Source organism: Hymenobacter guriensis (assembly GCF_015773195.1).
GTDB classification, from domain to species: domain Bacteria; phylum Bacteroidota; class Bacteroidia; order Cytophagales; family Hymenobacteraceae; genus Hymenobacter; species Hymenobacter guriensis.
The window spans coordinates 23,077-44,129 of sequence record NZ_JADWYK010000012.1 but is presented as its reverse complement, the minus strand read 5'-3'; the positions used below and the strand labels follow the sequence as shown (position 1 = coordinate 44,129).

Annotated in this window: 17 protein-coding genes; 7 read left to right on the top strand and 10 right to left on the bottom strand. The window is 63.1% G+C overall.

Annotation, left to right across the window (positions count from 1 at the left end; translation table 11 throughout):
* Window positions 1-52: 52 nt before the first annotated feature.
* Both I5L79_RS17335 and I5L79_RS17330 read right to left on the bottom strand, forming a co-directional pair.
* The gene (locus I5L79_RS17335) at window positions 53-517 is read right to left on the bottom strand and encodes a YdeI/OmpD-associated family protein (RefSeq protein ID WP_196956334.1); all 465 of its coding nucleotides are present in this window, start codon (window positions 515-517) and stop codon (window positions 53-55) included.
* Window positions 518-533: 16 nt separating this feature from the next.
* Window positions 534-1,496, bottom strand: coding sequence for a glycosyltransferase (locus I5L79_RS17330; RefSeq protein WP_196956333.1), 963 nt, complete (start codon window positions 1,494-1,496; stop codon window positions 534-536).
* 183 nt (window positions 1,497-1,679) lie between these two features.
* Between I5L79_RS17330 and I5L79_RS17325 the strand changes: the two genes are divergently transcribed.
* Window positions 1,680-4,106: a glycoside hydrolase family 31 protein gene (locus tag I5L79_RS17325; RefSeq protein WP_231403178.1), complete on the top strand. Its 2,427-nt coding sequence runs from the start codon at window positions 1,680-1,682 to the stop codon at window positions 4,104-4,106.
* Window positions 4,107-4,189: 83 nt separating this feature from the next.
* Here the strand turns inward: I5L79_RS17325 and I5L79_RS17320 are convergent, their stop codons facing one another.
* The 3 genes from I5L79_RS17320 to I5L79_RS17310 form a co-directional block, all read right to left on the bottom strand.
* Window positions 4,190-5,365 carry an esterase/lipase family protein gene (locus I5L79_RS17320; RefSeq protein ID WP_196956332.1) on the bottom strand — a complete coding sequence of 392 codons (1,176 nt, stop codon included), beginning with the start codon at window positions 5,363-5,365 and terminating at the stop codon, window positions 4,190-4,192.
* Between the two features lie 91 nt (window positions 5,366-5,456).
* A complete protein-coding gene (locus tag I5L79_RS17315) occupies window positions 5,457-6,329 on the bottom strand; it encodes a rhomboid family intramembrane serine protease (RefSeq protein ID WP_196956331.1) in 873 nt (290 codons plus the stop codon).
* A 30-nt stretch (window positions 6,330-6,359) separates the two neighbouring features.
* Window positions 6,360-7,187: a hypothetical protein gene (locus I5L79_RS17310; RefSeq protein WP_196956330.1), complete on the bottom strand. Its 828-nt coding sequence runs from the start codon at window positions 7,185-7,187 to the stop codon at window positions 6,360-6,362.
* 129 nt (window positions 7,188-7,316) lie between these two features.
* Here I5L79_RS17310 and I5L79_RS17305 point away from each other — a divergent pair, with 129 nt between their 5' ends.
* From I5L79_RS17305 to I5L79_RS17285, 5 genes are all read left to right on the top strand, one after another.
* The gene (locus I5L79_RS17305; protein WP_196956329.1) at window positions 7,317-7,589 is read left to right on the top strand and encodes a hypothetical protein; all 273 of its coding nucleotides are present in this window, start codon (window positions 7,317-7,319) and stop codon (window positions 7,587-7,589) included.
* Between the two features lie 34 nt (window positions 7,590-7,623).
* Window positions 7,624-7,899: a hypothetical protein gene (locus I5L79_RS17300; protein WP_196956328.1), complete on the top strand. Its 276-nt coding sequence runs from the start codon at window positions 7,624-7,626 to the stop codon at window positions 7,897-7,899.
* 173 nt (window positions 7,900-8,072) lie between these two features.
* Window positions 8,073-9,842, top strand: coding sequence for a glycoside hydrolase family 10 protein (locus I5L79_RS17295; protein WP_196956327.1), 1,770 nt, complete (start codon window positions 8,073-8,075; stop codon window positions 9,840-9,842).
* 88 nt (window positions 9,843-9,930) lie between these two features.
* A complete protein-coding gene (locus I5L79_RS17290) occupies window positions 9,931-11,109 on the top strand; it encodes an acyltransferase family protein (protein ID WP_196956326.1) in 1,179 nt (392 codons plus the stop codon).
* Window positions 11,110-11,181: 72 nt separating this feature from the next.
* A complete protein-coding gene (locus I5L79_RS17285) occupies window positions 11,182-11,712 on the top strand; it encodes a DUF2059 domain-containing protein (protein WP_196956325.1) in 531 nt (176 codons plus the stop codon).
* 108 nt (window positions 11,713-11,820) lie between these two features.
* Here I5L79_RS17285 and I5L79_RS17280 read toward each other — a convergent pair whose 3' ends face one another.
* The 4 genes from I5L79_RS17280 to I5L79_RS17265 all read right to left on the bottom strand — a co-directional run bounded on the left by I5L79_RS17280 (window position 11,821) and on the right by I5L79_RS17265 (window position 18,588).
* Window positions 11,821-13,452 carry a 3-(methylthio)propionyl-CoA ligase gene (locus I5L79_RS17280; RefSeq protein ID WP_196956324.1) on the bottom strand — a complete coding sequence of 544 codons (1,632 nt, stop codon included), beginning with the start codon at window positions 13,450-13,452 and terminating at the stop codon, window positions 11,821-11,823.
* A 215-nt stretch (window positions 13,453-13,667) separates the two neighbouring features.
* Window positions 13,668-14,369: a hypothetical protein gene (locus I5L79_RS17275; protein WP_196956323.1), complete on the bottom strand. Its 702-nt coding sequence runs from the start codon at window positions 14,367-14,369 to the stop codon at window positions 13,668-13,670.
* An 84-nt stretch (window positions 14,370-14,453) separates the two neighbouring features.
* A complete protein-coding gene (locus I5L79_RS17270; RefSeq protein WP_231403177.1) occupies window positions 14,454-17,459 on the bottom strand; it encodes a glycoside hydrolase family 3 N-terminal domain-containing protein in 3,006 nt (1,001 codons plus the stop codon).
* 112 nt (window positions 17,460-17,571) lie between these two features.
* Window positions 17,572-18,588 carry an alkaline phosphatase D family protein gene (locus I5L79_RS17265; protein WP_196956322.1) on the bottom strand — a complete coding sequence of 339 codons (1,017 nt, stop codon included), beginning with the start codon at window positions 18,586-18,588 and terminating at the stop codon, window positions 17,572-17,574.
* A 188-nt stretch (window positions 18,589-18,776) separates the two neighbouring features.
* On the opposite strand from I5L79_RS17265, the gene I5L79_RS17260 reads away from it, so the two are divergent.
* Complete coding sequence (locus tag I5L79_RS17260) at window positions 18,777-20,039, top strand: carboxypeptidase-like regulatory domain-containing protein (protein WP_196956321.1); 1,263 nt, start codon at window positions 18,777-18,779, stop codon at window positions 20,037-20,039.
* Between the two features lie 183 nt (window positions 20,040-20,222).
* Here I5L79_RS17260 and I5L79_RS17255 read toward each other — a convergent pair whose 3' ends face one another.
* Window positions 20,223-20,939, bottom strand: coding sequence for a 3-ketoacyl-ACP reductase (locus I5L79_RS17255; RefSeq protein ID WP_196956320.1), 717 nt, complete (start codon window positions 20,937-20,939; stop codon window positions 20,223-20,225).
* Window positions 20,940-21,053: the final 114 nt, after the last annotated feature.

The window sequence follows — 21,053 nt, the reverse complement described above, 5'->3', positions numbered from 1 at the left end:
CCTACCTCAACTTCGTCGCTTTCATTCGGAATGTCCGTTTGGGTAAGCTCTGTTACGGCTTGCGACCGGCAGCTATGCGCTCCACGGCATCATCGATGCGGCGCAGGCGGGTTTCGTATTTCTTGGAGCGCTCAATTCCCTGCACAAACTCTTTGCGGTGGGTGAAGGAAAGCTCGTCGAAGCGCTGACGCAGGCCGGCGCGGGAGAGGGCAGCAGCCAGGTCGTCGGGTACGGTGACGATGCGCTCCTCGGTGTCGCGGGAGAGAGTGATGTGCACCGTCTGGGCCCAGGTTTTATTGATGGCGTTGCGGATCTGCTTTTGAATCAGCAGGGCGTGAGTGCCGTCGCCGAGAGGGGTGAGGCTGCCGCGGTAGGGAAAGCCGTCGATGGTAGCGTGAATGGGCAGCAGGCCGCGTACGCCGTAGGTGTCGGGCACGCTGAAGGGCATGCGGGCAAACACGCCGCCGCTTTCCGCATCCAGTTCCAGCTCGGCGTCGAAGGTGTGTTCAGGAGTCATACAAATCAAAAAGGAATCAGGCAGAAGCGGCCAGCTCCGTGAGGGTGTCGCGCACGGTACGGGCAACCTCAGCGGCATCAGTGTGGGCCGGCTGCACGCGCATGCGGCGCAGCGGGATGCCGTAAAGCTGGCGTACGCGGTGGCAAAGGTCCTCAGAAGAAGTGAGAATGACATCGGCACGGCGCAAAGCCAGCCGCTCCAGGGCCTGGGCCCAGCCCCGGTCGTCGGCGGTGGGGCGGTCCTGGGCCAGGGAATCGACGCGCAAAACCAGGGGGCAGCCCGTGCGTTGCCGGATTTCCAGCGCCGCCAGCCACGTGGGCCAGTCGCCGGCATAAATCACCTCAAACGGCTTGCTCAGCGCCAGCGGCGTGGCAAACCGCGCGTACTGAATCACGCGGAAGTTCAGGTCGCCGGGTACGTCGGACGGATTGCGCAGCACAGCCAGGGCTTCGTCAGGGGTGGCCCGTTCGGCTGCTCCGGGCAGCCAGCTACCAGCTGCAGCCGTTTCCGGCGCGGCTTCCGTTTCGGGAGTTGCTTCGACCTCAACCTGCATGCTCAGGTTGTTTTCGGGCTGGCTCAGGTCGGCAGCTTCATCGGTGGCTGGTTCCCCGCCTTCGGCCTCAAACGCATCGGCCACCAGCAGGGCGGGCTGCGCCGTGGGGGCGGCAGATACCGTGCCGGCTGCCGCAGGAGCCGCTGCTTCGCTGGCCCCGATGTAGGGCGAGACAGGCGCCTGCCAGGCGCCGCGCTGGGGCGCCGAGGCACGGGCAGCATCTACGGCGGCCTGCAGCTCCGACATCGAGAGGTTGCCCAGGCCCGTTACTTCAGCCGAAGCGGGAAAATCGGCCGCATCCGCCGGCAGGGTGGGCAGCAGCACAGTAGCGGTATCGGGGGCCAGGGCCTGCGTGAGGGCCAGTGAGGTAAGGGCGGGCGTTTCCGCGTTCTGCGGCTCGTCCCAGCCAAGCAATAGTACCTTCATAGTCGGAGCAGCAAGCTAAACAGGAAGCCAAATAAACTCCGTATTCGTGGAGCATCCTAGGCAAGTTTGCGCTTTAGCGGGCGAATAGTGGAGAAAAATCCTGTTAATCGTTTTTACCTTGCACGGTAAACTCTGCTCGTCCGGCCTGGCCGGACTTTTTTTCAGCTGCCCTACTTCCTCTTCATGGCCGACAATATTCAGGACAACAATTACATGATCAACGATCTGGCGGCGCGAAAGCAGGAGCTTTTCCCCGGCCGGGTTGTAAGTTGTCAGACCACCGATACGGGCTTTTTGTTTCAGTGCGACAACGGGGTGCAGCTGGCCCTGTACGTGGTAACCGACAAGATCCTGCGCTTCCGCTACGCCGCCGACGGGCGCTTCACCGAGGACTTCAGCTACGCCATTCCGCCGGAGCAGGCCCGCCGGGAAATCGAGTTTCTGGAGTTCAAGGAAAAGCCCGACCACTTCCGCATCACCACCGAGCGGCTGATCTGCACCATCAGCAAGGAAAACGCCGGGGTGCGCATCCTGGACCGCTCGGGCACGCTGCTTTCCGCCGACGAAAAGGGCTTCCACTGGGAGTACGAGTACGAAACCGGCAACGACATCGTGAAGATGAGCAAGCAGGTGCAGAGCGGGGTGCACTACTACGGCCTCGGCGACAAGCCCGACAACATGAACCTGCGCGGTAAGCGCTACTGCAACTGGGGCACCGACACGTACGGCTACGTGAAAGGCTCCGACCCGCTCTACAAGAACATTCCGTTTTACCTGGAGCTGCACCAGAAGATTGCCCACGGCATCTTTTTCGACAACTCCTTTAAGTCGTTTTTCGACTTCGCGGCCGAGCGCGCCGATGTGACCAGCTTCTGGGCCATGGGCGGGGAAATGAACTACTATTTCATCTACGGCCCCACGCTGCTCGAAGTCACCCAGGAATACACGCGCCTCACGGGCACGCCCGAGCTGCCCCCGCTCTGGGCCCTGGGCTACCACCAGTGCAAGTGGAGCTACTTCCCCGAGAGCAACGTGAAGCAAATAGCCCAGGGCTTCCGCGACCGGCAGATTCCCTGCGACGCCATCTACCTCGACATCGACTACATGGATGGGTTCCGGTGCTTTACCTGGAGCCCCCAGCACTTCCCCGAGCCCCAGCGCATGGTGCGGGAGCTGGCCGAGGACGGCTTCAAGACCATTGTCATCATCGACCCCGGCATCAAGATTGACCCCAACTACCCGGTGTACACCGAGGCGCTGGAAAAGGACTACTTCTGCCGCCGCGGCGACGGGCCGCTGATGAAAGGCTCGGTGTGGCCTGGTCTCTGCAACTTCCCCGACTTCACCCGCCCCGACGTGCGCGAGTGGTGGGCCGGCCTGTTCAAGGGCCTGATTCAGGAAACCGGCGTGAAGGGCGTGTGGAACGACATGAACGAGCCCGCCGTGTTCGAGAAAGGCACCTTCCCCGACGACGTGCGCTTCGACTACGACGGGCAGCCCGGCACCCACAAGAAGGCCCACAACATTTACGGCATGCAGATGGCCCGCGCTACCAACGACGGTGTGAAGCGCTTTGCCTACCCCAACCGGCCCTTTACCATCACGCGTAGCACCTACGCCGGCGGGCAGCGCTACTCCTCCGGCTGGACCGGCGACAACATTGCCTCCTGGGAGCACCTCTGGCTGGCCAACATCCAGTGCCAGCGCCTGAGTATTTCGGGTTTCTCCTTCGTGGGGTCCGACATTGGCGGCTTCATCGACACGCCCGACGGGGAGCTGTATGTGCGTTGGGTGGCCCTGGGCGCCTTCCACCCGTTCTTCCGCACCCACAGTTCCGGCGACCATGGCGACCAGGAGCCCTGGTCGTTCGGGGAGCAGTACATGGCGCTGGCCAAGTCATTTATTGAGCTGCGCTACCGCCTGCTGCCCTATATGTACAGCACCTTCTGGCAGTACGTGACGGAGGGCACGCCCATGCTGCGCCCCCTGGCCTTCCTCGACCAGAACGATACCGACACCTACCTGCGCATGGCTGAGTTCAGCCTCGGCGACCATCTGCTGGTGTGCCCCATCACCCAGACCGGGGCCGATGGCCGCTGGATGTATTTGCCCCGTGGCGAGTGGTTCTACTACTGGACCGACGAGCCCAAAACCGGGGGCGCCGAAGTGTGGGCCAGCGCCGGCCTCGACCGGATTCCGCTGTTTGTGCGTGCCGGCGCCGTAGTGCCCATGTACCCGCTGATGCAGTACGTGGGCCAGCAAACCGTGGAGCAGCTTACCCTGCACGTGTACTACACCGAAGGCGAAACCCTGAGCGTGCTCTACGACGACGGTGGCGAAGGCTACGGCTACGAGAAAGGCCAGCGCACCACCCGCCGGTTCACCGTGTCGGGCACTGGCAAAGCCTTGACGCTGCGCCAGAAAATCGAGGGCGACTATCAGCCCACGTATCAAACCTGCCAGATAATACTCCACGGTGTACCCTTCGCCGTCGATACGCTTGTGGTAGACGGCCAGACTGCCGAAGCAATGCCGGTAACTACGGAAACCGGCCTGACGCTGCCGGGCGTGGTGGTTCCGGCGGGGTTCGGGGAGGTGAAAGTAAGCTAAGCTGTCATTCCGAGCAGCGCGAGGAATCTGGGTTAGCACTACAGTAATGAGCCCAGATTCCTCGCGCTGCTCGGAATGACATACTATACCTGCTCCCGCAGGTACTGATACACCTCCTCATTGGCCAGCAGCGTACCGTGGTGCTGCTGGGCAAAGGTGCGGGTACTCACGTAGATGTCGAGGGGCAAAGCGGGGTCGCCGAAGATGGTGCCGCGGGCACTGCCGGTGCCTACCAGTCCGTCGCCGAAGTAGTCGGCCAGGGCCGAGCCCACGGATTTCAGCACGGAAGCCACCAGCACGTGGTAGTGCACGCCCGGCAGGGGTGGCACCACCGTGCGCGGGGGCAGCAGGTCGTCGGCGTGGGGGCTGAGCCAGTCCTCGTCCACCAGCCGGGCGTGGCGCAGGTCCTTGATGCCGTTGCTGCGTTTGTCGAGCAGGCCGCTGATAAAGCGCGTGGGCCGCAGGTTGATTTTGCGCAGCACCGTGGACGTGAGGTGGCTGTTCTGCTCCAGAAACGACCCTTCATTCGGTACTCCAAGTAGAAATACGGACTTCAGGCGGCTGGGCCAGTTGCTGGTTGTCAGTGGCGAGTTGTCAGTTGTCAGTTCCTGGTTTTCGGTTGCTGGTTGGCTTTCCTCATTTGAGCCGGAGCTACCTGCTTCCTCATGCTTCGTTGACACCGACGCGTAGTGCCCCGCCGAGCGAATGACCAGGCCGCCCATGCTGTGGCCTACCAGCACCAGTTCCTCGGTGGCCTCAGGATAGGCGGCTACCAGTTCCGCGAGCAGGTGGTGCAGGGTCCGGCCATTCTCGGAAATGTGCAGGCCCGTGTTGTAGCGCACGTAGAGGCAATGCACCGGCACCTCCTGCTGCAGGCGCGGGCCGTATCGCACCGCTGGCTCGGGGCCGGTTTGCCAGATGTACTCGTCGCCCATAAGGCCGTGCAGGAATACCACGGTTTTGCGGCGCTCGGCCGAGAGGCGCAGCTGACTCACGGATACATCAGCATCGTGGCGGCGGAAGCTCAGGCGGATGGCACGCGGGTCGTGGCGGGAAGCCAGCTGGTCGCCGAAAGCCCCATTGAGCACCGGCAGGGTGAAGTGCTTGTTTTCCTGGCCCGTGCGGTAGAGGTAGCCCAGCCCGTCGAAGGGCAGGCGGGCGGCCCGGCTCACGGCCTGCGCGGCCCGGCGCAGGCGCGAGGGGCCTTTTTCGGGCAGCGGAGCGTCGTCGTTGGTGGGCGGAAGGGGCGCGTCAGCCATACGGGTGCAGAAAAAAGCGTGAAAAAAGCCTGCCAGCGTAGCCGGCGCAGCCAGGGTAACTTACGGAAAGAACGGTAGCAGGCCTATAGCCTTACTCTGCCGACAGTGTATCAGACTTTGGCTTGCCCGAAACGGCCGCCAGCACGAAGCCCACGAAAATACCCGTCAGCAGCCCGCCAATATGGGCGGCGTTATCGGTGTTCGGCCCTTCGAGGCCTCCCAACAGGCTGCTGAGGGCAAAGTACAGCAGCAGCCCGATAATGCCGCCCCGGTCTTCGCGGGTAACAGGTAGCGTCCGGGTGAGCAGCAGGGCCAGTAGCAGGCCATACAGCCCGAAGATAGCGCCCGAAGCCCCCACCGAATTGATGCCGCGGCTGTGCCACCACAAACTGACCAGGCTGCCGCCCACGCCGCTCACCAGGTACGCCAGGAGCCAGCGCCTGGAGCCTACCTTGTCTTCGGCCAGCAACCCCAGCAGCAGCAAGGCGCCCAGGTTCAGCAGCAGGTGAGCCGGGCCGGCGTGCAGAAACAAGCAAGAAACCAGCCGCCAGGGCTGCTCCGGCACCAAGGGCGAAAAGTTGGAGCCCCAGGCCACCAGCTCCTTGCCGGTTGGCTCCCACACATGTACCCCGCTGGCCGCCATCAGCCCGAACACGGCTAGGTTGCCCAGCAGCAATAGGGGCGTAATATAGTAGCCTGCCCGGGGCCGGAATATGCCTCCCAGCAACTGCCAGAGCAGACCCAGCCACGTTCCGGTAGGCTCGGGGGCTGGGGTAACTGGTGGCGGCCCGGCTTCGGGCAGCTCCAGTGGAATCAGGCCGCGCTGCTGCAGCTCGCGCACGGCCCCCTGGCCCAATTCCGGGGGGTAGCGGTGGGCCTGCTGGGCCATGTACAGCAGCTCGGCGTTGGTTTTGCGGGCCAGCAGTTGGGCAAGGGGCGTAAGATCGGGCGGGAGGTCAGCCATACGTTGCTAAACCCCCGCAGGGGCCGGTTGTTAGCGCCCGATTTGTCCGCCCTCAATAGTTGCCTGACGGCCCTCCAGCTCGGCCAGCAGGTTGGGCACGGGCTGCAGGGTGGCCTCCAGATCCTTGCCCCCCAGCGGCAGGCCCTGCTGGTAGCGGCCTTTCAGCAGAATGAGGGCTTCCATGCGGCGGTGGGCAATGTCGCGCATCAGGGCTATGCGCTCGGTCATGACGGGGCGCAGGTTGTGGTTGTACACCAGCGCGCTGGTGAGGCGGTGCCACTCCTGGTCTATCAGGCCGGCCTGACCGATAAGGGTAGAGTCGGCGGCAACGCGGGGAAGGTTGTCGAGGAAAAACACGGTCTGGTGTTCAGCCGCCCAGAAGCGGCGGGCCAGCAGCAGGTACTTGCGGGTGGCAGTGGTATCCTGCCGCTCGGTGGCGGGCAGCAGCCGCTTCAGATTTTTCAGATCGGCCTCAATTTCCGCCGCGAAGGTGGGCATCTGGTGGGTTTCAACCGATACCAGCACGGGCGGACCCTTGGGGGCAGCGGCCGCTGCCGCAGGAGCCTCGCGGTGAGTGGCCCACCACAGGCCGCCGGCCAGCGCCAGCGCACCCAGGCCGCCCAGCACCAGCCGGGGCCAGCCGGACCCCGCTTCGGGCTCGGCTTCCCAGTTGTCGGTGAGCGTATCGGGGGCGGCTGGGGCCTCTGCCATGGGTAGCTGGCCGCGCCGCTGCAGCTCGCGCCGGGCGGCATCTACCAGGCTCTGGTGGTACAAGGATGGATTACGGGCTAGGAACAGCAGCTCCTCCGTGGTTTTCTGGGCAATGAAATCGGCTCCCGATGTGGTAGGCGCTGACATGATAGGGCAGGCGTAAATACGAAAAAAGAATAGCTGAGCAAGATACACAAAAGCCGTGGCCAGCCAACCGTCCGGCCGTGTGGTCGTATAGCCCGGTAAAGTTCTGTTTCACTTCTGACCTTTCCCGTTATGGCCGACAATCAGCATTCCACCGGCCCGCTCGACTCGGAAACCGAGAACGAAGCGCGCGCCCGTAACTTTCAGCCCGAAGGCCGCCAAGCGCCCGGCAGCCATGATACCGGTCTGAACGCCGACGACAACTCCGGCAGCGGCGGCACCGCGGACGGTAAGACCATAAAAGGCAGCAACGTAAGTACTAACTCCGAAGGACCCATCGGCGGGGGCACAGCCAGCAGCGGCACCGGCGTGTCGGGCGGCGAAACCGGCCAGGTAACGCTGTAATCATTTCTTTTCTTCCATTCCCACCCACCAGCCCATGAGCCAGCACTCGCAGCAACCCGACCAGGATCAGCAAGCCAACGGTAACCCCGAAGCCACGCCCGGCACCCAGGCCAGCACCGGCGGTACCATTCCCGGCCCCGACCAGAACCAGAATGCCGAAGGCAACCCCGAAGCCGCCAGCACCCAGGAAAACATGGGCGACGGCGCCGGTATCCGCGGCAGCTACGGCGACGCCAGCCAAACCAACGGCCTCGAAGGCGGCCCCCAAGCCGAGCCCGACGACCTGACCCGCCGCGGCGTAGGCGACTAATCTAGCTTACCGGCCGCTAGTTCGGCCAACCGAAAACACCCCGCAGTCAGGCTCGTGCAAGAGTCCGGCGGCGGGGTGTTTTTGCGTGGTCTGACCTGTCGCCAACAAAGAAACCCCGGCGGTTCCGAACCCGGCTGCGTAATTTCGGGGCTTGTTTCTCGTTTTTGGTGCTGATGTTTCGATTGTTTGCCGCGGTTCGGGTTGTTATTGTTGGTTGGATAGGGCTGCTGCTGGCCGCCTGCGGGGCTCCGGCCGTGGCCCAGGATACCATGCCGCCCAAGCGCGAGCTGCGCGGCATCTGGATTGCCACCGTGGAGAACATAGACTGGCCCAGTTCCCGCACCCTTACGCCTGAGCAGCAGCGCCGCGAGTACCGCCGCATGCTCGATAAAGGCCAACAGGCCGGCATCAACGCGGTATTCGTGCAGGTGCGGCCGGCTTCTGATGCCTTTTATAAGAGTGACCTGGAGCCCTGGAGCAAATGGCTGACCGGCCAGCAGGGCCGCGCCCCCGCCCCGGCCTACGATCCGCTCCCTTTCCTTATTGAGGAGGCTCATGCCCGGGGCATGGAGTTTCACGCCTGGTTTAATCCCTACCGTGCTTCGCTGGACTCCGTAACGCGGCGGCTGGCGCCCAATCATCAGTTCAAGCAACACCCCGAGTGGTTTATCCGCTACACCGGCAAGCTGCTCTATAACCCCGGTCTGCCCGAAGTGCGCGCCTATATCACCCGGGTGATTCTGGACGTGGTGCGCCGCTACGATGTGGACGGTATTCACTTCGACGACTACTTCTACCCGTACCCTGAGCCGGGCCAGAAGATTCACGACGAGGAGGCCTACGCCCGCTACAACCCCCAGAACCTGGCCCTGGCCGACTGGCGCCGTCAGAATGTGAACCAGCTCATCGAGAGTCTGCACGACTCTATCCGCCATACCAAGCGCTGGGTGAAGTTCGGCATCTCGCCGTTTGGCGTCTGGATGAACAAGTCGGCCCACCCGGAGGGCTCCGATACCCGCGCCGGCCAGCCCAGCTACGCCAACCTCTACGCCGATACCCGCCTCTGGCTGCAGCAGGGCTGGATCGACTACGTGGTGCCCCAGCTGTACTGGAGCTCCAACTTCAAGCTCGTGCCCTACGCCACCATTCTCGACTGGTGGGCCCGCAACCACTTCGACCGCCACCTCTACATCGGGCATGGTATGTACCGTATGCTGGAGAATACCCGCGGCGACACCACCTGGCGCAACCCCCGCGAGCTGCCCCGCCAGATTCGCATGAACCGCGCGTATCCCACTGACGTGAGCGGCAGTCTGTTCTTCTCGGCCCGCTCCCTGCTGGCCAACCCCCTACACACCACCGACTCACTGCGGCTGAACCTGTTCCGCTACCCGGCCCTGGTGCCAGCTATGCCGTGGATGGACGCTGTGCCCCCGCGCCCCGCCCAGAACCTGCTCATCACCCGCGCTGGTGGTCCGGTGAAGCTAAGCTGGCAGGCCGGCCCCGCCGCCACCGACGGCGACACGGCCCGCTACTTTGTGGTGTACCGCTTTGCCGAGGGCGAAACCCCCGGCCCCGACGATCCGCGCCGCATTGTGGCCCTGGTGCGCCACCGCCCCGGCCAGGTACAGCAGCTGCAGGATACGGCGGCCCGTGCCGGTCAGGAATACGCCTACTACATCACGGCCGTCGACCGCCTGCACAACGAAAGCCGCCCGGCCCGCGTGACCACGCTCAGCCCCCAGCCCGAGCCGATGGTAGCCCAGGAGCCGCCCACTGTTACACCTCCCATTCCTGAAACGCTGCCTCAGAAGCCAGCCACTACCACCGCCACCGCCCGCCCCGCCCGCCCGCAGCCGGGTGCCCAGGCCAGCACCACCAAAGTGAAGGTGAAAGTGAAGCCGAAAAAGCGGGGCTTCTTCGGGCGGCTGTTCGGAAAGTAAGCGGGCTGAAAGTTGAAAATAGCGCAGTTTATCTAGCTTTAGTGCGACCCGGGTAGCAAGTGCTGCCATAGAGGCCGCACGCTTCGCTATGAATACCACTACTCAAGCTTCTCTCCAGACTACCGGCATCGAGCCGCTGGTAGAGGCTTCCCCCGCCCGTCTGCTCTCGCTCGACGTGTTCCGGGGCTTTACGGTGCTCACGATGGTGCTCGTGAACCACCCCGGCGACTGGGGCCACATCTACGAGCCGCTGGAGCACGCCAAGTGGAACGGCTGCACCATCGCCGACCTGGTGTTTCCGTTTTTCCTGTTCATCGTGGGCGTGTCGGCGGTGTATGCACTGGACCGCAGCCGGCAGGACCCGGCCCTGCGGCCGGCGGCGCTACGGGGCGTATGGCGGCGGGCAGCGCTGCTGGTAGGCATAGGCGTCCTGGTGGCTTTGCTACCCTATTTCGATTTTGGTGCGGTGCGGCTGCCGGGCGTGCTGCAGCGCATCGGGCTGGTGTTTGGGGTGTGCGGCACGCTGTTTCTGTACACTTCGCGCCGGCAGCAGCTCTGGCTGGTAGCGGTGCTGCTCATCGGCTACAACATCCTGATGCAGCTAGTGCCCGTGCCCGGCCACGGCCCGGCCAACCTGGAGCCCGAAACCAACCTCGGCGCCTGGTTCGACCGGCTCGTCTTCACCGAAAGCCACCTCTGGCAATACAGCCGCACCTGGGACCCCGAAGGCCTGCTAGGGACGCTCCCTGCCGTAGGTACCGGGCTGCTGGGCGTACTAGCCGGGCAGTGGCTGCGCCGCAAGGATGTGGAGCCGGCTGCCAAAGTAGCCTGGCTGTTTGTGGATGCAGTGCTGCTCACGGCCCTGGGGCTGCTCTGGAACCTGTGGTTTCCCATCAACAAAGCACTGTGGACAAGCTCCTTCGTGCTGTTTGTGGGCGGCCTGGCGCTAGCCCTGCTGGCCACGCTCTACTGGCTCTGCGACGTGCAAGGCTGGCGGCGCGGCCTGGCCTGGGCTCAGGTGGCGGGCGTGAATGCGCTGTTGGTGTTCGTGGGCACTACTCTGGTAGCCCGCACCCTCAATATGTGGACGGTGACGGGCCCGGCGGGCACGCCCGTGGGGATGCAGGAATGGCTCTACGGACGGTTCTTTGTGCCGTACTTCGCCTCGCCCTACGTGGCCTCCCTGGCCGGCGCAGTGGTGTGCGTGGCTATCTGGTACGGGGTGCTGTGGGTGCTTTACCGGCGGCGCATCGTGGTTAAGCTGTGAGGCCACCCGCGCATCCAGGTTATTTTCCGGACCTTGCGGGCTGATGTTTGTTGTATTGAATCCCCGTTGTGTATGACGTTTTTTGATTTCACCCGTGTTCCAAAAAGTGGCCTGCTGCTGGCCGCCACCCTGCTGCTGACGGTCCCCGCCGCCCTGGCCCAAACTGCACCCGTCGCGCCAACGGCTCCCGCTGCTTCGGCTCCGGCGCCCGTATCGGCCGGCCAGCGCAAAGCCGCCGAAAGCCTGCTGGAAGTGATGCAGTCCGAAAAAACCACCGACCAGGCCATCAACCAGATGCTCACCATGCAGGTGGAGCAGAACCCAAACCTCAAGAAAGTGGAGCCGGAAATGCGCGCCTTCATGGCCAAGTACATGAGCTGGGCCTCGCTGAAGGATGAAATGACGCAGCTCTACGCCCGGGAGTTTTCGGAGAAGGAGCTAAAGGAGCTCACCAAGTTCTACCAGTCGGCCACCGGCCAGAAGTTTGTGAGCAAGCAAAACATGCTGCTGCAGTCCTCCATGATGCTGGGCCAGCGCCGCGTGCAGGAAAACCTGCCGGAGCTCCAGCGCATGATTGAGGAAAAGATGAAAGGCCAGGAGTAGCGCCTTGAGTTACAAGAATCTTCAGAAAAATAACGTCAGCTGCCCGAGATACTTCGGCTTCGCTCAGCATGACGTTATTTTTTACTATGTCGAGTTGGTATGCCGTGCCTACCCGCCCAGCGTGTACCCGGCGAAATCCTGGCGGAGCTGGGTCTTGAGGAGCTTACCGGTGGCGGTGTGGGGCAGCTGGTCCACGAATTCCACGGCGTCGGGCGTCCACCAGCTGGCCACTTTTCCTTCGTAGAACGCCAGCAGCTCCTCGGCCGATACCTCCTGGCCGGGCTTGCGCACCACCACCAGCAGGGGCCGCTCACTCCACTTACTGTGGGGCACCCCAATCACGGCGGCTTCGGCTACGGCCGGGTGAGCCACGGCTAAGTTTTCCAGCTCGATGCTCGAAATCCACTCCCCACCCGACTTGATGACGTCCTTGGAGCGGTCCGTAATCTGCATGAACCCCGCCGGGTCGATGGTGGCCACGTCGCCGGTGCGGAACCAGCCCTGGGGCGTCAGCTCGCCCGGCTCCCCGCTTCCGAAGTAGTCGGCCACGATGAAGGGTCCGCGCACCAGCAGGTCGCCAAACGCCACGCCGTCGTGGGGCAGGTCCTGGCCTTCGTCGTCCACAATCTTCATGTCTACCCCGAAGATGACGCGGCCCTGCTTGGTCTGAATGGCAAACTGCTCGTCGGGGCTGAGGCTCAGCTGCTGGGGCTTGAGAGTGCACACGGTACCCAGGGGCGAGGTTTCCGTCATGCCCCAGGCATGGCGAATGGTCACGCCCAGCTCGTCCTCAAACGCCTTGAGCAAAGCCGGTGGGCAGGAAGCACCACCCACAATCATCTTGTGTAGCGTGCTAAACCGGGCTTTCTTCTCGCGCATAAACGTGAGCAGCCCAAACCAGATGGTGGGCACGCCCGCCGAAAACGTGACGCCCTCGTTTTCAAACAAATCAAACAGGCTGGCCGCATCCAGGCCCGGGCCCGGCAGCACCAGCTTGGCCCCAATCATAGGCGCCAAATACGGTATTCCCCAGGCATTGACGTGGAACATGGGCACCACGGGCAAAATCACGTCCCGGGCCGAGCAGTTAAAGCAGTCGGGCAGGGCAGCGGCGTAGGAGTGCAGCAGGGTAGAGCGGTGGGAGTAAAGCACGCCCTTGGGTTGGTCGGTGGTGCCGGAGGTGTAGCACAGGGAGGAGGCCATGTGCTCGTCGAACACCGGCCAGGAAAACTCGGCCTGCTGGGCCGCCAGCAGGTCTTCGTAGCAGCGCACCCCGCCGGGCAGGGTGGTGGCCTCGGGCATATGGGCGCGGTCCGTCAGCAAAATCCAGCCTTCCACCAGCGGACAGTGCGGGGCCAGCTTTTCTACCAAGGGCAGGAAGGTGAGGTCGAAGAAGATGAGCCGGTCCTCGGCGTGGTTGATGATGTAGATGAGCTGCTCCGGAAACAGGCGCGGATTAATGGTGTGGCACACCGCCCCCATGCCCGACACCCCGTAGTACAGCTCGAAGTGACGGTGGGTGTTCCAAGCCAGGGTGCCCACCCGGTCGCCCCACTGCACGCCCAGCGCCGTGAGGACGTTGGCCAGCTGCTGGCTGCGCTGGTGGGCGGCGGCGTAGGTGTAGCGGTGGAGGCCGCCCTCTACCAGGCGCGTCACAATCTCGGTATCGGCGTGCCACTTGGCGGCGTGTTCGATGAGCCCGGCTATGCGCAAGGGCTCCTGCATCATCATTCCTAGCATGGGGTAGCGTAGGTAAGGTGGGAGGAATGCCTCAAGCTAAGCAGAAACCGACAACCTGTACTTTCTCGCTACGCTGCTTTCGTCCTCCGTTCGGGGGGCCTTCGCTGTGCCTTCGGTGAGAGGGTGGGTTGAAGGGCTGTTGGGATGGGGTAGGCAATTGTAGAAAAGCAAGAAACCTGCTTGCGTTTATGCGTGGTATTTCGGGGAAGTTGCTTCTAGGGCAGCCGGTACCATAAGGTGCTGCCCTCCACAAACCCGACGACGCCGTAGTCCTTGGCGTAATATAGTAGCCGGGCCGGCCGGAGGCGTGGGAACTCAGCTGGCGGAGCAGTCTGGCGGTTGGAAACGCGCAGCACCGGCCCGTAGTCGATGCCGCCCAAGCGCAGGCTCGGCAGCAGCTGGTGCGTGGTATCGGAAAGCGGCTGCTTACTGATTACCTGTTCGAGGGGTAGCCAGTTGCTGAAGCCGATATCCCAGCCCACTAAGGCGTAGCTGCTGCTGCCACCGTAAGAGGGGCCCTCGCCCGCATTCGCCTCCATCGCGAGGATAGGGGTTGCGTAGGTATAAGGGACAGAATCGGGCTGGGTGGGCGTGCTGGCCGGCGTGAGCATGTAGCGGAGCGTGTCGGTGCGACGGGCATACACTTCCAGCCGTTGGGACTTTATTTTCTTGGCTGGTCCTAGGTACACCGGCGCATTGCCCCCGAAAGAATACTCCTGGAGCTGATCCTGCACATTGGTAATGGTAAACGTGCGGACACTGCTGTTGCGGGCATTGCCGAAGCGTAGGACGTCTCCGGCGTTGTAGGGCTGCCAAGCCAGCTGCTCGGCGGAGAGCTTATATTCTTTCACAGGCTCCGGGGAACAACCGAAGATCAGGAGAAAGCTGCCAGCTAGAATCAGGGTATAGTTTCGCATAAGTAATTGGTTTTGAAGATAAGACCTGCTGCACGCTGAATAAGTTGCAACCTGCGCCCAACCCTGCGAAACCCTGCGTAAAATCTAGTGCAAAGTGGCCTCAATAGCCAGCTGCAGAATTTGCGTGCGCACGTTCAGGTCAGAGAGCTTGTTGTTGCGGCGGCTGGGGTTCACGCGGTTGGAGAGGAAGATGTACACCAATTCCCGCTCGGGGTCCACCCAGAAATAGGTGCCCGTGAAGCCCGAGTGCCCGTAGGAACTGGCGCTGGCATCATGGGCGGTGTTGCCGGCGGGCGGCGTGGCGGGCCTATCGAAGCCTAGGGCGCGACGGTTCTCGGGGCAGAACTGGCAGCGCGTGTACTCGGCCAGAGTTGCCTGCTTGATGAGCTGCTGACCTCCGAACTGCCCGCCGTTAGCGTAAAGCTGCACCAACTTAGCTAGGTCTGTAGCCGAACCAAACAAGCCCGCGTGGCCCGAAAGGCCACCCAACAATGCCGCTCCCTCATCATCTACGGTGCCATGCAGCAGCTGGCGCCGGAACAGGGAATCGTACTCCGTGGGCACGAGGCGGCTGAGCGGGAAGCGGTTGGTAGGGTTGAAGCCCAGAGTGGTAGCGCCCAGGGGCTGGTAGATTTCCTCCCGCAGGTACTGGTCGAAGGGCTTGCCCGTGAGGCGCTGCACCAGCAGGGGGTAGAGGTAAAACGACAAATCGGAGTACACGTAGCCCGGCTTGGCGTTCAGCTCCGATTCGCCAATGGCCTTTACCAGCCGGGCGGGCAGGGTGCGCCGCGCCCATACGCCGGTAGCCACCTCCAAGGGGAAGCGCCGCGACGAATCCTGCCGGAAGTACCGGTGCCGGAGCTTGCCCTGCTTGTTCACGTAGTCTTTCCAGAACGGAATCCAGGCTTTCAGGCCAGCCTGGTGGGTGAGCACGTCGCGCAGCTTCAGATTGGCCTTGTTGGTTTTCTGAAGCTCGGGGAAATACTCGCCCAGGGTTTTGTCGGGGCTGAACTTGCCTTCGTCCTGCAGCTTCATCAGGGCCGGCAAAGCCGCGGCTACTTTCGTTAAAGAAGCCAAGTCGTAGAGGTCGGTGTTGCGCACCGGGCGGGCGGCTTTGCCTGGCTCCGCGAAGGTGTGGGTGCCGTAACTTTTGCGGAGCACCACCGTGCCGCGCCGGGCAATGAGCACCTGCGCCCCCGGTGTAGCACGGGCAGCCAGGGCCTGGGCCATCACCGAATCCACGCGGGCTTCCAGGCGGGCATCCATCTGCACATCCTCGGGCGCCCCGAAGCGCAGCCGCTGCCCGGGCTGGGTGCGCAGGCCTTTGCCATAGCTGTACCGGTCGGAAACCGTAACGGGGAGCTTGCCCTGGGCCCCAAAGGAGCCGAAGATCAGCTCGGCGGCTTTTTCCTGGGCGTTGCGGCTTTCCTGGTAGGCCACAATCACGGCGTCGGCGCGGTCTAGGTCGCGCACCTTGGCCACGGCGTAGGCCGAGCCGAACACGCACACCACCATCCGCTGCCGGGCCGCGCCCAGCTCCCGCAACAGCACGTTGGTTTCGGCTGTCACCCCAAAGTTGGTGGCCGGCAGGCGGCCCAGGTTGTTCAGCCCTACCAAGATGGTGTTGTAGGCCCGCAGGGTTTCGCGCATCTGCGCCAGCTCATCCAGCGTGGGCGTGGCGGGCAGCCAGAAGTGCCTTACCGGGGCGTAGTCGGCTACCATGCGCTGGAAGTCGGTGGTGTCCTTGGTGCCGATGGTCAGCGTAGCCAGCCGCAGCGTATCGAGGCGGGGGAGGGGCAGCAGGTTTTTCTGGTTGCGCAGCAAGGTCACGCTCAGCTCGGAAAGGTGGCGGCTGAGAAACTGAGCGTGGGCCGGGTTCAGGTCCGGCGTAAGGTTGCGCAGCTCAATGGGGCGGTACTTATCCAGGCCGGCCCACTGCTTCAGGGCCAGTACCTTCCGGCAGCGCCGGTCGATGTCGGCCTGGGTTAGCTCGCCCCGGGTAATGGCGGCCCGCACCATCTGAATAGCCAGCGGAATGTTCTTGCTGAACTCCAGCACGTCGTTGCCGGCTAGGAGGGCGCGCACGTCGGCCTCGCCGGGCGGGTATTTGCTGATGACGCCCTTCATGTTCATGGCATCGGTGAAGATGACGCCCTCGAAGCCCAGCTTGCGCTGCGCCAGGTCCGTGACGATGGGGCGCGAGAGGGTAGAGGGTGTGCCGGTGCTGTCGAGGGCCGGAATGTTGAGGTGGGCAATCATCAGCCCGCCCAGGCCGCGCCGCATCAAACTGCGGAAGGGGTACATTTCCAGGGTGTCGAGGCGGCGCTCATCTACGCGCACCAGGGGCAAGGCCAGGTGGGAGTCAGTGTCGGTGTCGCCGTGGCCGGGGAAGTGCTTGGCCACGGCCAGTACGCCCGCGTCCTGCATGCCCTTCATGTACTGAAAGCTTTTCTCGGTCACGTTCGCGCGGTCCTCGCCCCAGCTGCGGAAGCCGATAACGGGGTTGGCAGCGTTGTTGTTGATGTCGACTACTGGGGCAAAGTTCACGTGCATGCCCAGGCGGCGGAACTGCCGCGCCACCTCGGTGCCCATGTCGTAGAGCAGCTGGTTTTCCTGGATGCCTCCCATGCTCATCTGAAACGGGAAGCGCACCACGCTGTCCAGGCGCATGCCCACGCCCCATTCGGCATCCATGGCCACCAGCAGCGGCACCCGGCTCTGACTCTGGTAGCGGTTGAGCAGGCGCGACTGGCGCACCGGCCCACCCTGGAAGAAGATCAGCCCCCCGATGCCGTACTGCTGAATCAGGGCCGACACCGAGTCCTCATCGATGCGCTGGCGGTTGGAATAGGCGGCCACCATAAAAAGCTGGGCCACGCGCTGGTCGGGCGTGAGCGTGCGCATCACCGAGTCAACCCAGCGCGACTGGCTGAGCTGGGCGGCGAAGGGCAACGGCAGCTTAGCGGGCTGTGCGGCCACCGGGGCTGCAGGTTTAGGCTTGGTGGGGGCGGCTTTCCGGCGCTGGGCCAGCGAGTCGGTGGGGCGCAGCAGCGCAAAAGCCAGAATCAGGAGCGAAAGAAAGCGGAGCAAGGGCAAGCGGCGGCAGAAATAGCGTGAGCTGCGAAGTTAGCCTTGCTGTTTTATAGTTGCTGGTTTCTTGTTCCTGGTTACTGGTTCAGAAAATCAACCGCGCAACCAGCAACTACTTCAACTTGATATCCTGGGTGTAGAACACCTGACCATCCTCGCCCTTCAGTGCCGCCGTTACCTGAAGCTGCTTACCCTGGGCCTGGAACCGGAACAAGCCATAGTGCTTCTGATTGACGAGCGGACCCACGCGCAGCTGGTTTGGCTCGCCCTGGTTCTGGGTGGCCGGGTGCGTGAGGCCGCTGGACGTCACCTCGTAAATAGGCTGCGGCAGCCCCGGCAGCGTGAGCCGCGACATTTCCCCGATGTGCCGGTCCCCGCTGATGAGCAGCACGCCGTGGGGCTTGGTTTTCGTGAGTAAGTCCAGTAGGCGCTGGCGGGCCCGCGGGAAGTTGCTCCACTTCTCGTAGCGGTGTTCCTGGGGCAGGAACTGGATGCCTGAGGCAAGGATGTGAGCATCCGCCGTGGAGCCGCGCAGCTGCTGTTCCAGCCACTGCCACTGCGCCTCGCCCAGAATGTCGCCGGTGAGGTTGGGGTGGTACACCAGGGCCTTGTCGCGGTAGAGCGTGTCCTGGAAATACCGGTCGTCGAGCAGAATGACTTTCACTTTTCGCTTGCCCACCGGGTAGTCGTAGGCCGCATAAATGCCTTCCTGCCGACGGCGCGGGCTGCCCGCCGGCTCCTCCAGGAAGTCGAGGGCAATCTGCTGGTTCTGGGCCTTGAAGGGGTAGTTCTTGTCCCCGTCGTTGCGGCCGTAGTCGTGGTCGTCCCAGGTCCCGATAACCTGGGTGCCCTGCTCGCGCAGGTAGCGGTAGCCGAGCTGGTTGAACTGGGCGTCGTACTTCTGGCGCAACACCTTGGGGTCGTCGGAGTCCCCGTAGATGTTGTCGCCGAGCCAGATCCAGACTTGGGGCTTGTCGGCGGCAATATCGTCCCAGAGGGGCTGGGGCAGGTCGTGGCGGTTGCAGGAACCGAAGGTCAGGCGCAGCTCGTCGGCAGCCGGCGGTTGGTTGGAAGCCGTACAGCCAGCTAGCAAAACGGGCAGAAACAAAAGCAGGCGGAGGTAGTTCATGCGCCAAAGATGCAGGTTGCGGAGTGCCGACGGCCCGCCGGGAGCCAGCCGGCCCGAAAATTTAATCGGCCGGAAACTTGCAGGGGCGGCAGGGCCGTTTGGTTTCTTTGCGGTTTGGCTATATGCCGGAGCCGGGTACCGTCGTTCTGGCTATACTTGTCCTGTTGTTCTCTTTAGTTTTCGAAGCCTTGCGTTTTCCTCTGATTCCTGTCCGGCTAACCCCGGTCGCCCGCCGCGGCAGCCTGCTCCTGCTGTTGCTGCTGCTTGCTGCCGCCGCCCATGCTCAGGTACTCCTGCGCGGTACCGTAATTGATGCCGATACCCGCGAGCCACTGCCCTTCGTGAGCATCGGCGTGAGCGGCACCTCCCTGGGCACGGCCAGCAACGAAAACGGCGAGTTCACGCTTTCGGTCCCGTCGTTGCCCCGCACGCTCGTGGTGTCGGAGCTCAGCCACCAGAAAGACACCGTGCGCGTAACCAGCGCCGCCGCTCCGCTTACCCTGGAACTGCGCACGGCTTCCATCACCTTGCCCGAAGTGAAAGTAGGCAGCTACCCCTTTCAGCTCGTGGACCGGGCCTACCGCCGGCTGCTGCGCGACAACCGCCAGAAGTTCTACGGTAAGGCCTTCTACCGGCAAACCACCCGCATCAACGGGGCGCCGACCGAGTTGCAGGAAGTTATCTGGAATGTGAAGTCGAACAGCTCCCGCATCGAGGGCACCACCATTGCCCAGGGGCGCTACGCCGGCGTGCCTACGGTGAATAACTTCAGCAACTTCTCGGTGTATACCCGCATGTATGGCTTGTTCAACCCCGATTCGACGGTTTCCCTGGCCCTGCTCAGTCCCAACACATTTCAGAATTACCTGCTCGAGCTGAAGGGTATTGTGGCCGGGGCCGACTCCCTGAAGGCCGGGGTAGCCGAAATTGACTTCGAGACGCGTCCCGAAATCAAGTACCGGGCGAAAGGAACCGTTTGGATAGACGCCGAAACCTATCAGGTACTGCGCTACCTGGTTTCCACGCCCTCCTTCACGGGCACGTCTACCAACCCCACGCAGAAGTTCAGCAACCCCGAAATGCAGTATGATATGGCTTTTCAGGAAGCCGCTTCGCCTGATGCAGTGGCGCCGCTGACTTATATGAAAACCAGCCTGACTGCCGACCTGACCCAGCCCGGCAAGGCAACGCTGCCGGTGAGCGTGCAGACCCTGACGTTCTTCTACGACACCTCCACCACGCCCACCGACCTGCCGTATACCCGCGCCAGCCTCGACGACCGGGACCTGGATGCCATCCGCAGCGTGAAATACAACCCCGAGTTCTGGGAAAACAACTCCGTTGTGAAGCGTACGCCGCTGGAAGACGAGGTAATTGCCGCCTTCGAAAAGCGTGGCGCTTTTGGGACGATGGTCAAGAAAGCCCCCACTAAAGCTGCGCCAAGAAGATAAAATAGTGAGCCTGATGAGCTGATTGCCCATACGGTGCCCTTCGCCCTGAAACATAAAAAGCCCCAGACGTGAACCTACACGTCGGGGGCTTTTCGCTTGCAAATGGTATTGAGCCGGCCGGATGACGTCGCGCCATCAGCACGTTGAACTCACTAAGTCGCTCATTCGCTAAATCACCAGTTTCTACGGATTGGTGCTCCAGAGGCCGGCTTCCTTGATGAAGACGCGGCGGTTGAGCTTGAGTTGGGCCACGATGAGCTCGGCCAGGTCTTCGGGTTGCGCTACTTTTTCGGGGTTGCCATCGGTGAGCTTGTTTTCCAGCGCCAGCGGCGTGGCAATGGTGCTGGGCGTGAGGGCCGACACGCGGATGTTGTGCTTGCGCACTTCCTGCATCAGGGACTCGGTGAGGCCCAGCACGCCAAACTTGGAGGCACTGTAGGCGCTGGTAGTAGCCGCCCCGCGCTGCCCGGCCGTGGAGGAAATGTTGATAATGTCGCCGCGCTGGCGCTCAATCATGCCGGGCAGCACGGCCCGGGTTACATAGTACGTGCCCAGCAGATTCACCTGGATGATGTGCTCCCACTCGGTGGGCTCCATGTCCAGAAACTTGGCAAAGGTGCCGATACCCGCGTTGTTGATGAGGATATCGATAGGTCCCAGCTCGGCGCTGAGCTGCTGCACGGCGGCCTCCACGGCGGCGCGGTCGGCTACGTCGGCAGCGGCCAGCGCGGTTTTCCCGCCAAGGGCCCGGATTTCGGCGGCTACTTCCTGCAGCTGACTTTCGGTGCGAGCCAGCAGGGCCACGTGGGCACCTTCCTGAGCCAGGGCTATGGCCACGGCGCGGCCAATGCCTTTGCCGGCGCCCGTCACGAGGGCTACTTTGCCTTTGATAGATTCCATGAGAATGAAGAGTAAGCGGTATGATGAGGTGATATAACCGGGCCAGGCCGAAAGTGTTGGCGCGGCAGGCGCATTCAAGCCGGGCGCGTCGGCGCTGGGAAGCTCAGCTTTTCG

Bases quoted from the DNA above. Each gene is read 5' to 3' on its own strand.
- I5L79_RS17335 (WP_196956334.1), bottom strand. From the start codon at position 517: ATGACTCCTGAACACACCTTCGACGCCGAGCTGGAACTGGATGCGGAA.
- I5L79_RS17330 (WP_196956333.1), bottom strand. From the start codon at position 1,496: ATGAAGGTACTATTGCTTGGCTGGGACGAGCCGCAGAACGCGGAAACG.
- I5L79_RS17325 (WP_231403178.1), top strand. From the start codon at position 1,680: ATGGCCGACAATATTCAGGACAACAATTACATGATCAACGATCTGGCG.
- I5L79_RS17320 (WP_196956332.1), bottom strand. From the start codon at position 5,365: ATGGCTGACGCGCCCCTTCCGCCCACCAACGACGACGCTCCGCTGCCC.
- I5L79_RS17315 (WP_196956331.1), bottom strand. From the start codon at position 6,329: ATGGCTGACCTCCCGCCCGATCTTACGCCCCTTGCCCAACTGCTGGCC.
- I5L79_RS17310 (WP_196956330.1), bottom strand. From the start codon at position 7,187: ATGTCAGCGCCTACCACATCGGGAGCCGATTTCATTGCCCAGAAAACC.
- I5L79_RS17305 (WP_196956329.1), top strand. From the start codon at position 7,317: ATGGCCGACAATCAGCATTCCACCGGCCCGCTCGACTCGGAAACCGAG.
- I5L79_RS17300 (WP_196956328.1), top strand. From the start codon at position 7,624: ATGAGCCAGCACTCGCAGCAACCCGACCAGGATCAGCAAGCCAACGGT.
- I5L79_RS17295 (WP_196956327.1), top strand. From the start codon at position 8,073: ATGTTTCGATTGTTTGCCGCGGTTCGGGTTGTTATTGTTGGTTGGATA.
- I5L79_RS17290 (WP_196956326.1), top strand. From the start codon at position 9,931: ATGAATACCACTACTCAAGCTTCTCTCCAGACTACCGGCATCGAGCCG.
- I5L79_RS17285 (WP_196956325.1), top strand. From the start codon at position 11,182: ATGACGTTTTTTGATTTCACCCGTGTTCCAAAAAGTGGCCTGCTGCTG.
- I5L79_RS17280 (WP_196956324.1), bottom strand. From the start codon at position 13,452: ATGCTAGGAATGATGATGCAGGAGCCCTTGCGCATAGCCGGGCTCATC.
- I5L79_RS17275 (WP_196956323.1), bottom strand. From the start codon at position 14,369: ATGCGAAACTATACCCTGATTCTAGCTGGCAGCTTTCTCCTGATCTTC.
- I5L79_RS17265 (WP_196956322.1), bottom strand. From the start codon at position 18,588: ATGAACTACCTCCGCCTGCTTTTGTTTCTGCCCGTTTTGCTAGCTGGC.
- I5L79_RS17255 (WP_196956320.1), bottom strand. From the start codon at position 20,939: ATGGAATCTATCAAAGGCAAAGTAGCCCTCGTGACGGGCGCCGGCAAA.